The 15,319-nt window shown below is 46.6% G+C and carries 12 protein-coding genes; 5 read left to right on the top strand and 7 right to left on the bottom strand.

The annotated features are described in order from the left end of the window. Positions 1–128 precede the first annotated feature (128 nt). On the top strand, positions 129–1,862 hold the full coding sequence (locus tag J3U76_RS02515) for a putative bifunctional diguanylate cyclase/phosphodiesterase (RefSeq protein ID WP_208004094.1): 1,734 nt from the start codon (positions 129–131) through the stop codon (positions 1,860–1,862). Positions 1,863–1,890: 28 nt separating this feature from the next. Here the strand turns inward: J3U76_RS02515 and J3U76_RS02520 are convergent, their stop codons facing one another. The 5 genes from J3U76_RS02520 to radD form a co-directional block, all read right to left on the bottom strand. Continuing rightward, the gene (locus tag J3U76_RS02520; protein WP_208004095.1) at positions 1,891–2,436 is read right to left on the bottom strand and encodes a YceB family lipoprotein; all 546 of its coding nucleotides are present in this window, start codon (positions 2,434–2,436) and stop codon (positions 1,891–1,893) included. A gap of 26 nt (positions 2,437–2,462) precedes the next feature. Further along, the gene (locus J3U76_RS02525; RefSeq protein ID WP_208004096.1) at positions 2,463–3,677 is read right to left on the bottom strand and encodes a pyridoxal phosphate-dependent aminotransferase; all 1,215 of its coding nucleotides are present in this window, start codon (positions 3,675–3,677) and stop codon (positions 2,463–2,465) included. Positions 3,678–3,902: 225 nt separating this feature from the next. After that, positions 3,903–4,169: a GrxA family glutaredoxin gene (locus J3U76_RS02530; protein ID WP_208004097.1), complete on the bottom strand. Its 267-nt coding sequence runs from the start codon at positions 4,167–4,169 to the stop codon at positions 3,903–3,905. A 92-nt stretch (positions 4,170–4,261) separates the two neighbouring features. Beyond that, positions 4,262–5,704: a D-alanyl-D-alanine carboxypeptidase/D-alanyl-D-alanine endopeptidase gene (dacB, locus tag J3U76_RS02535; protein WP_243453999.1), complete on the bottom strand. Its 1,443-nt coding sequence runs from the start codon at positions 5,702–5,704 to the stop codon at positions 4,262–4,264. A 12-nt stretch (positions 5,705–5,716) separates the two neighbouring features. Then, on the bottom strand, positions 5,717–7,465 hold the full coding sequence (gene radD / locus J3U76_RS02540) for a DNA repair helicase RadD (RefSeq protein WP_208004098.1): 1,749 nt from the start codon (positions 7,463–7,465) through the stop codon (positions 5,717–5,719). A 920-nt stretch (positions 7,466–8,385) separates the two neighbouring features. Between radD and fabV the strand changes: the two genes are divergently transcribed. Then, the gene (gene fabV / locus J3U76_RS02545; RefSeq protein WP_208004099.1) at positions 8,386–9,585 is read left to right on the top strand and encodes an enoyl-ACP reductase FabV; all 1,200 of its coding nucleotides are present in this window, start codon (positions 8,386–8,388) and stop codon (positions 9,583–9,585) included. Between the two features lie 95 nt (positions 9,586–9,680). Here fabV and J3U76_RS02550 read toward each other — a convergent pair whose 3' ends face one another. Further along, on the bottom strand, positions 9,681–10,613 hold the full coding sequence (locus J3U76_RS02550; protein WP_424022293.1) for a sensor domain-containing diguanylate cyclase: 933 nt from the start codon (positions 10,611–10,613) through the stop codon (positions 9,681–9,683). A 52-nt stretch (positions 10,614–10,665) separates the two neighbouring features. Then, the gene (locus J3U76_RS02555) at positions 10,666–11,670 is read right to left on the bottom strand and encodes a response regulator (RefSeq protein ID WP_208004101.1); all 1,005 of its coding nucleotides are present in this window, start codon (positions 11,668–11,670) and stop codon (positions 10,666–10,668) included. Positions 11,671–11,969: 299 nt separating this feature from the next. On the opposite strand from J3U76_RS02555, the gene J3U76_RS02560 reads away from it, so the two are divergent. From J3U76_RS02560 to rluF, 3 genes are all read left to right on the top strand, one after another. Next, complete coding sequence (locus tag J3U76_RS02560) at positions 11,970–13,703, top strand: SulP family inorganic anion transporter (protein ID WP_481130279.1); 1,734 nt, start codon at positions 11,970–11,972, stop codon at positions 13,701–13,703. Further along, a complete protein-coding gene (locus J3U76_RS02565) occupies positions 13,700–14,182 on the top strand; it encodes a methyltransferase family protein (RefSeq protein ID WP_208004103.1) in 483 nt (160 codons plus the stop codon). Before J3U76_RS02560 ends, J3U76_RS02565 begins: the two co-directional genes overlap by 4 nt. Before the next feature lie 154 nt (positions 14,183–14,336). Further along, a complete protein-coding gene (gene rluF, locus J3U76_RS02570) occupies positions 14,337–15,317 on the top strand; it encodes a 23S rRNA pseudouridine(2604) synthase RluF (RefSeq protein WP_208004104.1) in 981 nt (326 codons plus the stop codon). The last annotated feature ends 2 nt before the right edge of the window (positions 15,318–15,319 follow it).

A 15,319-nucleotide genomic window follows, 5' to 3' on the forward strand; every position in this document is an offset into this window, starting at 1 on the left:
GGGCTTTTTATTTTCCACTTGAGTCTATATGATAGATGGCTTAACGCTGTGCTGTTTACTTAGCATGGCCAGTTTGGTGATAAATAACGAATAAAACACACCTATTCACTCAACGAGTCAACATCATTATGGATAACAGTAAAGTGTTATGGGCAGCCCCTACTGCTTTGTGCCAAAACAAGAGTGACCGTCTTAAAAGCCTTGCTGCTAATCCATTTAACCTGACGCGGCAAATTATGAACCACATACAAGAGGGTGTAGTGGTGATGGATGCTCGTGGGCGAGTGTTAGAAGTTAACCCCGCTTTTTGTACGCTAAGCGAGTTGGATAACGCACAGCTGTGCGGCGTTCATATTACTAATATCAGTGGTAGCTTACATAGACGGCGCTATTATCGCGAAATTTGGCAGCAGCTTCAGCAGCATGAGCATTGGCAGGGTGAGGTCGAACACTATAACCGACAAGGAGTACGGGTTACCCATCAATTAATGTTGCACTTGGTCAAAGATAGCCAAGGTCAAGTTGAGCATATTTTGGGTATTATTGATGATGTAAGTCAGCTTAAAGCATCAGAAAAGCAGCTTAGCTTTTTAGCCCACCATGATGCTCTGACCGGTGCTGCCAATCGTACTTTTTTATTAAGCTGGTTTAGCCAACTCACTTCCAAACTGACTGAGCACGAGTCGCTGGCGCTGTTGTTTATTGATCTTGATCGTTTTAAGCCGGTGAACGATAACTTTGGCCATGGTGTTGGAGATCAAGTACTTAAAGAGTTAGCTCGTCGGTTGCAAACGCAAATTGATGAGACAGGACTGCTTGCCCGCATTGGTGGTGATGAATTTGTGGTTGTGTTGCCTGACACGCACACGATTGCACAATTACAACATAAAGCCGAGCAATTACTTACCCAGCTTAAAATACCCGTTAAAGTGGGGGACTATGAGCTGAGTGTAGGAGCCAGTATGGGAGTGAGCTTTTATCCCGAACAGGGTAAAGATATTGAGAGCTTATTACGCTACGCAGATATTGCCATGTATCAGGCGAAGCGTTATAGCAGTAATAAAATCTGTTTTTTCGGCCACAGCCAATATGCTCAGTTACAAGATCAGCAACGCTTAAGTGCAGATTTTCATCAGGCGATTACAGATAGCCAGTTTTTTTTACAATATCAGCCGGTGCTAGCCACAAAAAATAAGCAACTGCTTAGTCTAGAAGTCTTGCTACGCTGGCAGCATCCTCAATTAGGCGTGCTATACCCAAGGCAGTTTTTATCGGCTGCTGCTGCCGCTGGCTCTTTATACCGCTTGGCTGAGTGGGTGTTTATTGAAGCTGCGCAACAATTACGTTATTGGCGTCAGCATCTACATTGGCAGGGTGGTATTAGTGTTAATTTAAGTGGTTTAGAGTTAGAGCAATTACGCGTTGCGCCCTTAGTGGCTTTATTGCAGCAACAAGATGTAAACCCAGCAGACTTTACGTTGGAGCTGGGCAGTGACTACCTTATGCGCCGTAGTGAGCCATTAAGCGATACGCTTGCCCAGCTGAGAGCGGCGGGCATGAGCATTTACTTAAATAAAGTGGGGGAGGGGCGTTTTAATTTTGAGACGCTTAACCAGCTACCTATTGATGGTATAAAGCTTGATCGCTGCTTGTTTAGCGAATTTGAGCGTCCCTTTTCGCAGTCGGTGATACGCTCATTATTGTTATTATCAGAGGCATTAGGGATTAAGGTGGTTGCTTGTGGTGTAGAGACACCTGCTCAATGGCAGTTTTTGCATGAGCATGGTTGCCATGGGGTTCAAGGTCGATTGTTAGCGCCACCTATGCATGCTCATGAGTTAGTAAGCTATCTCAATAAATAAGTAAGCTGTAAGCCCTTACTACTAATGCTTAATTAATGCCGTGTAGTGATATTTTACCTGGGCTAATAGCGAGGCTCACCACACTTTCTTTTATTTGACGTTGCAAGGGCACTTGCTCATCTAAGGTATACACAGGGTATTTTGATAAATACCCTGTTAACCCCTGCAATAAAATAGGCAGTATAAAGCGTGCTTGCGGGGCGCTTTCATCTTGATTAAGGCGATAACTGATGAGGTCAAACTCATCTAAAAATAGCGCACCAGCTTCATTGTCATAGCGAGGTCGAGCGCTAAAGTTTCCGCTAATATGCCAATGGTATTGCTGCTGGCCTTGGTTAAACTCAATAAAGGCATCGCCCATCACGCTCGCTTTGTCTGGGCTTTGGCGCCCAAGCATTATCTGCATATCTTGCATTTTTATTGCAGCCGATAGCCAAGGGCCTAAATTAACAGGAAAGGATTTACCGAGCTGTTGATTGAGCTCGGTATTAAGTTGGCGTTCGGTGAGGGTGAGGGTTTGCGCCCCCGCCCATGCGCTCACGCTCAACATCATGAATAACAGTATTACTTTCATTATTCAGCTCCTGCTATCACACTTTGCTATTGTTGATAGTGCTTAAGAAAACGGGCGAGGCGACCGATGGCATCCTCTAACACCTCAACTCTAGGCAAAGTCACTAAGCGAAAGTGATCTGGCGTGTGCCAGTTAAAGCCGGTACCTTGTACGATGAGTAATTTCTCTTGTAGCAGTAAGTCGTAGACCATCTTTTGATCGTCTTTAATATTGTAGACTTTAGGATCTAGTCGCGGAAATAAATAAATAGCGCCTTTGGGCTTAACACAAGAGACACCGGGAATATCGTTGAGTAGTTGCCACGCCACATCGCGCTGTTGGCGTAACCGGCCATTGGGTAACACCAGTTCATTAATGCTTTGGTAGCCACCCAGTGCGGCTTGAATACTATGCTGCATGGGTACGTTGGCGCACAACCGCATAGACGACAGCATTTCTAGGCCTTCAATGTAGCCTTTTGCTTGATGCTTAGGGCCACTTATCATCATCCACCCTTGGCGAAAGCCTGCCGCTCGGTAGCTTTTAGATAAGCCGTTAAAAGTGGCAACAAGTACATCATCACACAAGGTACATACTGAATGGTGAGCGACATCGTCATATAAAATTTTATCGTAAATTTCGTCAGCAAAAATAATCAGATTATGTTGACGTGCAACCTCAATGACCTCAAGTAAAAACTCACTGCCATATACAGCCCCCGTTGGGTTGTTGGGGTTAATCAGTACTATGCCTTTGGTACGAGGCGTGATTTTAGCGCGAATATCATCTAAATCAGGGTACCAGTCTGCTTGCTCATCGCACTGATAATGTACGGCATTACCGCCCGATAACGTCACGGCTGCTGTCCACAGCGGATAATCCGGTGAGGGGACTAAGATTTCGTCACCGTTATTCAGCAAGGCCTGCATCGCCATCACAATCAGCTCAGATACGCCATTACCAATGTAGATATCTTCTACATCAATGGTGCGCAATCCCTTTTGCTGGTAATACTGCATAATGGCCTTACGGGCTGAAAATAAGCCTTTAGACTCGCAATATCCTTGGCTGGTTGGCATGTTGACGATGGCATCTTTAAGTAGCTCTTCGGGCGCATCAAAGCCAAAGGTAGCAGGGTTACCGATATTGAGTTTAAGGATGCGGTGCCCTTCATCTTCTAAGCGTCGTGCTTCTTTATGAACCGGACCACGAATGTCGTAACAGACGTTAGCTAATTTATGTGATTTATCTAGGGTGTACATGAATACAAACGGCCTCGGAATAAAAAGAGTTAGCGCTAGGCTTTAACTAAAAATGAAGGACAACACTCACCTTGGCTTTAAGCCAGAATCGAACACACAACCTCGTCTATACAGTCGGGTTGATAGAACAGGCATGAATGATGATACCTAACGGGTATGGCATCTGCTCGTGTTTCTGTCTCATTGTATGGGGTGAGTGATAAAGTTGTACCTAATAAAGGTGTTTTATTCTTGAAACAGGCCTAAATTGGCTTTGGCATAAGCTTCAAACTCGGTATAACCGCCTACGTGTTCTTGATCTACAAAAATTTGTGGCACGGTTTCTACGGGCTTGCCCACGGTTTTTTCTAGATCTTCTTTAGAAATACCTTCGGCATGAATATCAATATAGCGAAAATTAAAATCATCACGCTCTTCGGTTAATTTTTCTGCCAACTCTTTCGCACGAACACAAAATGGGCAACCAGGGCGGCCAAAAATAACGGTAAACATATCTTGCTCCTCAATGTATTTATGTCCCCAGTTTAACAGGTCTAGGGGATAGCTGTCAGCCGTAAGCATGCAGCCTGTTTGTTAAAGATAACTTATTCAGGTGTGGATGAACGCTGACCCAACACCTGTGTTTCTAACCACTCACGCTCAAAACGTCTGGCGGGCCATTCGCCTTTGCCCGCCGCTATATCTTTTTCATGTTGTGGGCTAATAGATAGGCCATTTTGTAGTAATACAAAGGCTTTACGCTGTCCGGTGTGGGTATCAATAAAGCCTGCCAAGTTTTGTACATGAGAAATTGTGCCGGTTTTGGCGATGATTTTTCCTTTAAGGGTGGCACCTTGTACGCTGCGTCTGTAGCGCAAGGTACCACTCTCGCCACTCACTGGTAATAAGCCCATCAGCCAGTTGGCGCGAGGATCTTGGGTGATGGTGAGTAAGACGGCCAATAAGTCTTGGGCGCGTATAATGTTATGTGCCGATAATCCTGAACCATCGGCAAGCCACGATGGGCCAAGGTCAATATTGGCTTCTTGTTGTAATATCTCGCGCACTGCTTGGGTGCCATTGCGAAAGCTACCGGGCTGATTAAAGTGCTCGGCACCTAAAGTACGTAGCAGGCTGTCGGCGTATAAATTATCGGAGTTTTCTAAAATGCGCCGGCTTAATACCTTTAACCGCGGAGAATGATGCTGTGCCAGCACTGGCCAATCACTGGCTGTAATATGACTGGCTTTAATGCCCCCCGAAACCCGAATACCGTTTTGTTTGAGAGCCCAGCCAGTCAGCTCTGTGCCCCAGTCATCAACATCTTGAATAGCAAAGCGTAATGGCCATGGATCTTTGCGTGGGCCAATACACCCCGTTAGTCGATATTGATTAGGTGGACTCATTTCCACTTCAAGTGAACAAAATTGCTGCTTTTGTTCAGTTCGGCTCAAGACATCAACATGAGCGCTTATGCTGATCGGTTGGTGGGCCGGTACTGTGGCGCGAGCCGCTTGATTGGGGCGTGCATATAATGCGCCTTGCACACAGTTTCGGTCCAGTATTAACGCCGATACTGGTGAGGTATAGCACACACTTAAATCATTCCATGACCAGCCATTACCGCGAGCATAGCCACTAAAGCGTTGCTGATTGAGTAAAATATTCCCGCTAATACGGCGAATGCCAGTGCGTTTTAATAGTGCTTGTAACTGTTCGCGGGTAAATGAGGGATCACCAACAAAATCAATTAATAGGTCGCCCACCAGTTGATCACCTTGTAATTGACCGTTATAGCGAACCTGCGTTTTATAACGCCAGTCAGGCCCAAGCGCCAAGGCACCCGCTAAAGTGGTCAGCAGTTTTTGCGTAGATGCAGGCTTTAACAATAACTGTGCATTGTGGCTCGACTCGACTTCCCCCGTTGTTGCATCGGCCAGCATCCAAGCTGTTTGACTGTTGGCGGGGGGCGTAGCCGCAGATATGGTTGCGCTAACGCTAAGGTGAGCAATAAGGGTAATCACCCCCAGAACATAGGATTTCATCATCAAGAGACTCTTTTATAATGAATGGGCGGTACGAAACCGGCCTTGGTAATCAAATAAGGTTTCTTTTACTTGCCAGCGCCGTTTGTGTTGGCGGGCAATCACAAAGTCGGGATGGCGAAACTGCTCTGCACAGGCGACCACCTCTGCTAGCGAGTTAAACTGAGGCTCAAGCCCTGGGGCGGGCCAATGTGGCCGTACAAACTCCAGAAAAAACCGCCCTTGTTTGCCTTTAGTATCGAAAGCATACCATTGCTGCAACTCAGTGCCATCTTCATCGTAATAGGTCACCTGTAATGCTGGGCCAAACTTATTGCTACTTTCCACTAAACTAAGTCCGGCACAGCGCAGTACCAGCGCATCTTTCAGCGCCAGCGCCTCTTTGAGCTTTTTGTCTGGGTCTACGAGCACTTGCCCGCAATCATGGCATTGGCGGGCGGCAATATCATTTTCTGCTAAACACTGCGGGCAGGCCTTAAAGCGAAAACGATAATCACAAGGCTCGCCCAAGGTCTCATCCTCGTCTGATTCAAATAGCCCTTGGCAGCGACGACCAAAGTGCTCCAATATGTGGCCTTGCTCATCGGTTTTACCCCAAAAGATATTGGCAAAGCCACAGGCTGGACACAACACCTGTACTTGAGTGGTATCGGGGTGAGGGCGGGGCTCGCCCACATCGGGGGCAAAGAGATCCATATTGTTACCAGCATAATCCAGCACTAAGCAGTCTGTTTTATTTGGGCTTAACCGTAGGCCACGGCCAATTATTTGCTGATATAAGGCCACCGATTGAGTGGGTCTCAGTAGGGCGATAACATCCACGTGAGGGGCATCAAAACCGGTAGTTAGAACCGACACATTCACCAAAAATTTAATGTCTCTAGCTTTAAAGCGGGCAATAATATCTGCACGCTCTGTGCTGGGGGTACTGCTTGTGATCACCGCCGTTTGTGCTGCCGGCAAAAGGCCGGCTACTTCTTTGGCGTGGCGCACTGTGCTGGCAAACACCATCACGCCGACTCTCTGTTGGGCATAATCTTGAATTTGCTGCACTATATGTGGGGTGACTCTGGGCTGGCGCGCCAGCTCTTGTTCAAGGTCACGTTCGCTAAACAGCCCCTGTTCATAAAGGCGTGAAAAATCATAGTTCACTATGGGGGCATCCACGATATTGGGCGGCGTTAAGTAGCCTTTTTTAATCATTAACCGCAGTGGTAGTTCAAAAATACATTGTTTAAAAAAACGCGGCCCACGGCTGCGTACCATGCCGTGATAATGCTGCTGATAAATCCAGCCCAACCCCAATCGATAAGGGGTGGCAGTGAGACCTAATATTTTTAATCGCGCATTAGATTGGCGCAAATGCTGAATAACTTGTAAATATTGGCTGTTTTCATCATCTGAGACACGGTGGCATTCATCAATCACCACTAGGCTAAAATTGGCAAACGCCGCTAGGTTACGTGCCACCGACTGCACCGAGCCAAACACCACTTGGGTATTGGCTTGCTTTTTGCCAAGGCCGGCGGAAAAAATTGCCGCAGTCTGTCCATAGCTTTGATATTTATCATGGTTTTGCTCCACCAGCTCTTTAACATGCGCCAATACCAAAACGCGCCCGCGTGCCAGGCGCGCCAGCTCTGCAATTACCAAACTTTTTCCCGCCCCTGTAGGCAGCACCAATACAGCAGGATCATTATGGCGGCGAAAATAGTTAAGCGTGCGATCAACGGCTTCTTGTTGATAAGGGCGAAGGGTGAACATGCGATCCTTGGAGCATAATGAGATAACAGTGCGCAGTGTGCTAACAAACGAATAAAAAATCAAAGCTGAAAGTAACGTCCAGCTCTGAGGGAAAAGAAAAACACCGTTTTTGTGAGTTTTATGGTTACCTTTAGCTTGAAGCTAGAAACCTGTCACTTCATCACAAGTCTGTAAAGTGTCATGACGCAAGAAGAGCCAGCAGGCTTGCCTACGCCAACTCGCTTAACCCGCATCCATGCGGCGCTCGGCAAATGCCGTCCCTGGCATTTGACGGTTGGCTACGGCAATGCCTCCCGTCTCTTCTTCATATTTTGGTGCCGATTGTTTGTAGTGACAGGCAGTTCAGGTGGCAGCAAGCTGCCCCATACGGGCTCCGCCGCGCCATCTGACCGCCAAGGGCGGTGGAAATGCAGAGATGGCAGGAGCATTTTTCTGCCCTGGCGCGAAAAGGTCGACGGAGCAGACACCCTCTGCCTTCCCATTGGCACCGAGTTGTCTAAATGTGTAGGCGAATGCCGACTCTCGCATTGCGCCGCAGGCGAAAATCAGTTTTAGGTAATGGTTCGATTTAAAACATCAGCTCAAGGATGTCGATAATCGACGCTAACAAGCGATACAGTGGTATGTGGCCGGATAAAGGGATCTTCTTCACCGACCATCACATGACATGGATGTCATGTGTTTGAGCGTTACAGGGAGGTACTTGCAGCGTGTCGGCGAAGAAGACCCTTTGTTCGGCAGTTATGCAGACCGAACCAACTAAATCACATTTCTCATTTTTATTTATAATGCAAGCAAAAGATGTGATGAAGTGACAGGATTGGCGCCAGACGCTTGGGGCTATGGTGTTTCCTGCGCACTTTTGCTTTAGAATAAGGTATCTTAATGACCTTTCTAACATAACCGAGGCAAACAACAATATGATCATCAAACCCAAGGTTCGAGGCTTTATTTGTACAACGACCCATCCTGTTGGCTGTGAGGCAAATGTGCGTGAGCAAATTGCTTATGTTAAAGCCAAAGGCCAGCTTAAGGAGGGACCCAAAAAAGTCTTGGTGATCGGTGCTTCTACCGGTTATGGCCTAGCGTCACGCATTAATGCCGCCTTTGGTAGCGATGCTGCCACCATTGGGGTGTTCTTTGAAAAGCCTGCTACTGAGCGTAAACCCGGCTCTGCGGGTTGGTATAACTCGGCCGCTTTTGAAAAAGTCGCCAAAGAACAAGGCTTGTATGCGAAAAGCATCAACGGTGACGCCTTTTCTCATGCTTGTCGTGAACAAGTGATTGAGTTGATTAAGCAAGATTTAGGTCAAATTGATTTAGTGGTGTACTCGCTGGCTTCGCCGGTACGCAAAATGCCCGATAGCGGCGAAGTGGTACGCTCGGCACTCAAGCCCATTGGTGAAGTGTATAAATCGACCGCACTAGACACCAATAAAGACGTGTTAATTGAAGCTGAAGTTGAGCCTGCTAATGAGCAAGAAATTGCAGACACCATTGATGTGATGGGCGGGCAAGATTGGGAGTTGTGGATGAATGCGCTGGCGGAAGCGGGCGTGCTAGCGGACGGCGCCAAGTCGGTTGCTTATTCTTACATTGGCACCAGCTTAACCTGGCCTATTTATTGGCACGGCACCTTGGGTAAAGCCAAAGAAGATTTAGACCGTGCCGCCCACGCCATTGATGCCCAGTTAAAAGCTAAAGGCGGTAACGCCCATGTTGCGGTATTAAAATCAGTGGTTACTCAAGCCTCTGCAGCAATTCCGGTGATGCCTTTATATATTTCTATGGCCTTTAAAGTCATGAAAGAGCAGGGCATTCACGAGGGCTGTATTGAGCAAATTCAGCGCTTATTTACTGATCGTTTATATAGCGAAGCAGCCGCCCCTGTGGATGAGCAAAATCGCCTACGTTTAGATGATTGGGAGCTACGTGATGCGGTACAAGATGCTTGTCGTGAAATTTGGTCTCAAGTAAAAGATGACAATATCTATCAACTAACAGATTACCAAGGCTATAAAGATGAGTTTTTGCGTCTGTTTGGTTTTGGTATTGATGGCGTTGATTACGATGCTGATGTGGATCCTGTGGTCGATTTTGAGGTGATTACCTTAGCGTAATTGAGCGAATAAATAAGAAAGCCCGGTTGAATGGAACAGCCGGGTTTTTTGTTGGATACTTTACTGAAGGTGTTAGCTCTTATGGCTTATAAGAATTAACAGGTAAAAGTTGTGCTGTTATGTTCCATTCCCATCACTTGATTCTTTCCTGCATGCTTAGCGGCGTATAAGGCGCTATCTGCACTACGTAACCAGGCGTCCACATCCAAGGTATCCGATGTTAGGGTGGCCACACCTAAACTGATGGTATAGTTTAGAGTGAAATTGTGGCTGTGCACTGCTGCATTCTCAATACATTGGCGCAGTCTTTCTGCAATGACTTTGGCTCCCTCAAGCTCGGTTTCTGGCAAAATAATTGCAAACTCTTCTCCCCCGTAACGGCCAGGGTAATCGGTGTGACGTAGGCAATTTTTCATACATTGTGCGAGATGGCGGATCACATCGTCGCCTACTGGATGACCGTACTGGTCATTCACCGTTTTAAAGTTATCAATATCAAGCATAATAAGGCTTTGAGGGTGGCCGTAGCGGGCAAATCTATCAAACTCCTTGTTAAGCTGTTTTTCCCATGCTCCACGATTTAATAATCCGGTTAAATTATCTGTCTGGCTTAAGTGGGCCAGTTGTTTATTGGCTTGCTCAAGTGCAAGGCGGCCACAAGCTACATCGCTCACGTCGTATAGCATTAGGCACACCTGCTGAACTTCGCCATTAGGCTCGGCCAGTGGACTAATGGTCATATTTTGATACATATAAGGTGAAGTGCCGGTAATGGGGCGACTATTACCAAAGCGAAATAGATGGGGGCGTAACTCCCAAGAGGTAAATGCACGGGTATTTAAGGTAACAGCCGTGTCTATTTTACGTTGTAACCAGGTTTTTGGCAGTTCAGGAAATAGCTCAAAAAGGTTTTTATTTCGTACTGCAGTAGAGGTCATACCGCTGTGGTTTTCCATAAAGCCATTCCACAACTGTACGTTACAGTGTAAGTCTAGTACCACTAGGCCTATTTCTACCGACTCTAACATGTCGATTAAAAAATGAAAGGCATGAGCATCCTGCTGAGAAAGAGACATTTATTTACTCCGTTAGATACATTAGTTGTTGCTCTAGCCGCGTTACTGAGTCTGCGGTGAGTAATACGAGTAAATGACAACTAATATGCTGTTGCTCTAGCTCATAAGGGATTTCAATACACAGCAATTGTTCTGCTGATTGTTTATGCTGTATTAGTAGTTCTTCTATCTGCTTATGCTGACCTAAGATATTGGGTTGACTAAGGCCAAACTTAATATCAAGTTGCTCACCCAAACCTTTGATAAAAGCACCAAACAAGATATTAGCCATATCCAATAACACTTCAATTTCGGGAGCTAAGCTATTGGTGTCGTCATAATTTAGGAGCTTAGCCATCTCTTCACTGCTGCTATCAGAAAACAACAGTAGTGCTTCACCCGAGACACCAGCACCTACAAACCCTTGCCCTACAATAGAGTAATGGGTATTACTATCAATAGCACTCATGGCCATATGCAGATCACAGCGTTCAATCCATGCGACTTTAGGAATCGGTTGGTGAATAAACACCCCGAGTAACTGCGCAAGTAAATTTGATGCTTGCCCCATGGCGATATTAGCCATTTCTTGTAAATATTCAGACAAGGAAATAGCCGTATTAGTATCGTGATCAGAGTCGGTGAGTGGTGTTGCTTCGTTGGGCTGGTACAAGCCATATTCGTTGAGTAAGTCAGCGAGCTTTGCGGCTGCTATGGGCTTTTTGATAAAGCCAATGGCGCCTAATGCCGTGACTTGTTGTTGTGCTCTTTTTTGAATATCACCGGAAATTACCACTGTAATGGTCTGTAAATCTTCATTTTGAATCGCTTTAAGTACCTCATAGCCCCCTAGTCCAGGCATGTTGAGATCTAGAAATAGCAAATCAGCCCCCACATTACGCAGGTGCTCTAAAGCTTCAATTCCATTACAAGCAAACTGGATTTGGACTTCCCAGTGCTGAGGTAAAGCCCCTGCTACTTGTTTGCGTGCAAACGCTGAGTCGTCACAAATTAAAATTTGGAGTGTCATGCCATAAAGCGCCTATATCAGAGTTTGCAGGCTGAGTGGATGGTGGTGAATGCGATATTGCTAACTTTTACAATTCAACCACAACTTGTGTCCAGTTAACAGCAAACTCATCAGACTATTTTTAGTTATTGTGTATCGCTTTATTTTTTATTACCACATTAAAAACAATGTAATAATAACAGCGAAAGCAGCCATTTTAGTGCTGGCTTGGCGGGGGCAAAATATATTGGCCTATAATAAACAGTGATATAACAACAAGTGATAGCAAATTGGATAGTTTTTTCTCTTTAGCTCGATGGATGCCAGGCTTGGTTAGCTTATTAAGCTATCGGCGTGCTTGGTTGTTACCTGATGTGCGTGCAGGTATTTCAGTGGCTGCAGTTGCCTTACCAGTAGCCATTGCGTATGCAGAGTTAACGGGGGTGGGGGCTATTGTGGGTTTGTATTCGTGTATTTTACCCATGATAGTGTATGCGCTTTTTGGCTCGTCTCGCCAGCTTATAATGGGGCCAGATGCCGCTACCTGTGCGGTAATAGCTGCCGTTGTCACCCCTCTTGCAGCAGGAGATGCTGCTCGCCACTGGCAGTTAGTGATGACTATGACCGCCATGACAGGTTTTTGGTGTTTGATAGCCAGTCGACTAAAACTGGGTATTTTAGCGGACTTTTTATCTCGGCCCATCTTAATGGGGTTACTTAACGGGGTGGCCATTACCATTATTGTTGGCCAACTATCCAGTGTATTGGGTTTTACTTTTACACAATCAGGCTTAATTGAACGCTTATTGGCGGTGCCAAGCTATGCTGCACAAGTGCATTTGACCACCTTAGGCATTAGTGTTTTAACCCTAGTGGTCATGTTGCTTAGCCGTTACTTTCGCCCGCAGTGGCCCAGCTCTTTGCTGGCGCTGGCGATAGCTGCACTGTTGTTATGGCTTGGTGGCCCTGAACGGCTTAATGTAGCAGTCGTTGGTAGCTTAAACAGCGGTTTACCGGACTTTCAGATCCCTGAGTTCCCTCCTGGCCTTATTCGTGAGCTGGTATTGCCGGCCCTTAACCTTGCCATGGTTAGTTTCGTTTCTATGATGCTGACCGCCCGTAGTTTTGCGGCTAAAAATGGCTATGACATAGACGCAGATACTGAGTTTCGCGCGCTTGGAATGGCGAATATTGCCTCGGCATTCTCTCAGGGGTTTGCTATTAGTGGTGCCGACTCACGCACGGCGGTGAATGATGCCAATGGTGGTAAAAGCCAGCTAGTCTCCATAGTGGCGGCATTGGCCATCGCTATGGTGACTTTTTTTCTGACGACCCCTTTGCAATACATACCGACAGCGGCCCTAGGTATAGTGTTAATACTGGCATCTTTTTCTCTTACCGACTTTCGCGGCTTATGGGCGCTACATAAGTCTGATCGTTCGGCCTTTTGGTTAGCTTGGGTGACCTTTATTAGCGTACTACTGATGGGGGTGATCCCAGGCATTGCCTTGGCGGTATTATTGGGGCTATTTCAGTTTTTACGCAATGTGATGCGCCCAACCGATCATTTAATGGGAATGAATGATGACGGCATAGTGCATACCATGGGGCGCAATGAAGAAGTTAAAGCCATTACCGGAGTACTTATTTATCGTTTTAATTCACCGCTTACCTATTTTAATGCCGCCTATTTTAAACGGCGAGTATTATTGTTGTTAGCGAGTGAGCCCGAGCCGGCAAAGAGTGTCATTATTGATGCGGTGGCTTGTTTTACCCATCAAGATATTAGTGTGATGACCATGGTGGGCGAGTTACACAAAGAGCTAAAACGAAAAGGCGTGCACATGGTAATGGCGGGTCGGCGTGGCCAAATGACCCAATGGTTAAAGCAGGCGGGCATTCGGGTAGGGGAAGAAGGCATTTTTGTCTATCCTGACTTATATCAAGCACTGCGCATGACACATAGTTATCAAGAGCACTCAGCTGACTCGACAGCAAGCAGTATGGAAACCGATCACGTCACTGCCACTTATAGTAGAGGAGTTAAAAGATGAATATCAATCAATGGGTCCGCTGGTGCCCACCTCCTGTTATGGTGGCGTTTATTATGGGGGGAATGTGGCTAAGCCAAACCTATTTATTACTAAATAACCAGCCTATCAAGCATTTTTTGAATGGCGCCCTATTGCCCTTGGTATTAGGCCTAGTCGCATTCGCGATCGCAATAATGGTGGTGGCGGCATGGCAGTTTCGTCAAGCCAATACCACGCTGCTCCCTTTTGCACCTGAGCAAACTCAACAATTGGTGACCAAGGGGATATTTCGTTATTCACGTAACCCTATTTATGTAGGCGATGCGTGCATTGTTTTAGCATGGGGGTTGTGGCTGGGTCATTGGGCACACCTCATTGGGTTGGTGCTGTTTGTGATATATATGAATAAGGTGCAAATTGCGTTAGAAGAGCGGGCGTTAATGGGTAAATTTGGCGCGACTTATCACCACTACTGCCAGCGAGTGCGCCCTTGGCTTTAGCTTTGGCTAACTAGCTACAGCGCCTTATCTGTCCAGACTTTCTTTCTTCTCACACATTCTATCTTGCGCACTTTGCGCTTGCGGCTAAGGGTTTGGCTCTCTACACTTGCGCTTTCATTACCCTTGGTAAATGGTAAAACGGAGAGATAAGCAGATGAACCCAGACAGCGCCACCACTCGACTGAACAAATTTATTAGTGAAACGGGGATTTGTTCTCGTCGTGAAGCCGACCGGCTGATTGAGCAAGGTCGGGTGAAAGTGAATGGTGAGGTGGCTGGTATGGGGGTGAAAGTCAGCCAAGCTGATACCGTGCTGGTAAATGGTAAGCCGCTGCGTGCTAAGCCAAAAGCTGTGTACTTAGTCTATAACAAGCCGATAGGCATTACCTGTACCACCGACAGTGCCGTGCCGGAAAATATAGTGGATGCGGTAAATTATAAAGCCCGTATTTTTCCGATTGGTCGCTTAGATAAACCCTCTAGCGGTTTGATCTTATTGACCAATGACGGCGACATAGTGAATAAAATTCTGAGGGCCGGTAATGCCCACGAAAAAGAATATATAGTGTCGATGGACAAACCCATTACCGCTGATTTTGTCGCGCGCATGGCGGCAGGGGTGCCTATTCTAGATACGGTCACTAAGCCTTGTAAGGTTAAAAAAATTGGCCCCAAAACTATTAATATTATTTTAACCCAAGGGCTAAACCGCCAAATTCGGCGTATGGCTGAATATTTAGGCTTTAGTGTGACCAGTTTAAAGCGAGTACGGATCATGAATATTGAGCTGGGAGAGTTAAAGCCGGGTCAATGGCGCTATGTATCACGCACAGAGCTTGCACTGATTAATAGTATGATAGGGGACTCAAGTAGCACAGAGGAAGCATCAATACTTGAGCAACCTAAAGCCGCCCGCCGAGGCCCCTTGGTTAGAAATGCCGCCCCTAAAGCTGCAGCAAAACAGCCGCCATCTAGGGCTAATCGCAAACAAGGAGCAGGCGCGCGTAAAGCAGCCAAGCCCGGCGAGCGCAGCCGCGTAGGTAAGGGAAAAGGGACCAGTCAAAACGCCCGTAGTAAAAAAGGCCCCCAATCAAGCCAAGGCTCACTGCCTAAAAGCCAACGCAAAACGAGGTAAAG

This window comes from Oceanisphaera pacifica, from assembly GCF_017498065.1.
GTDB lineage: Bacteria > Pseudomonadota > Gammaproteobacteria > Enterobacterales > Aeromonadaceae > Oceanimonas > Oceanimonas pacifica.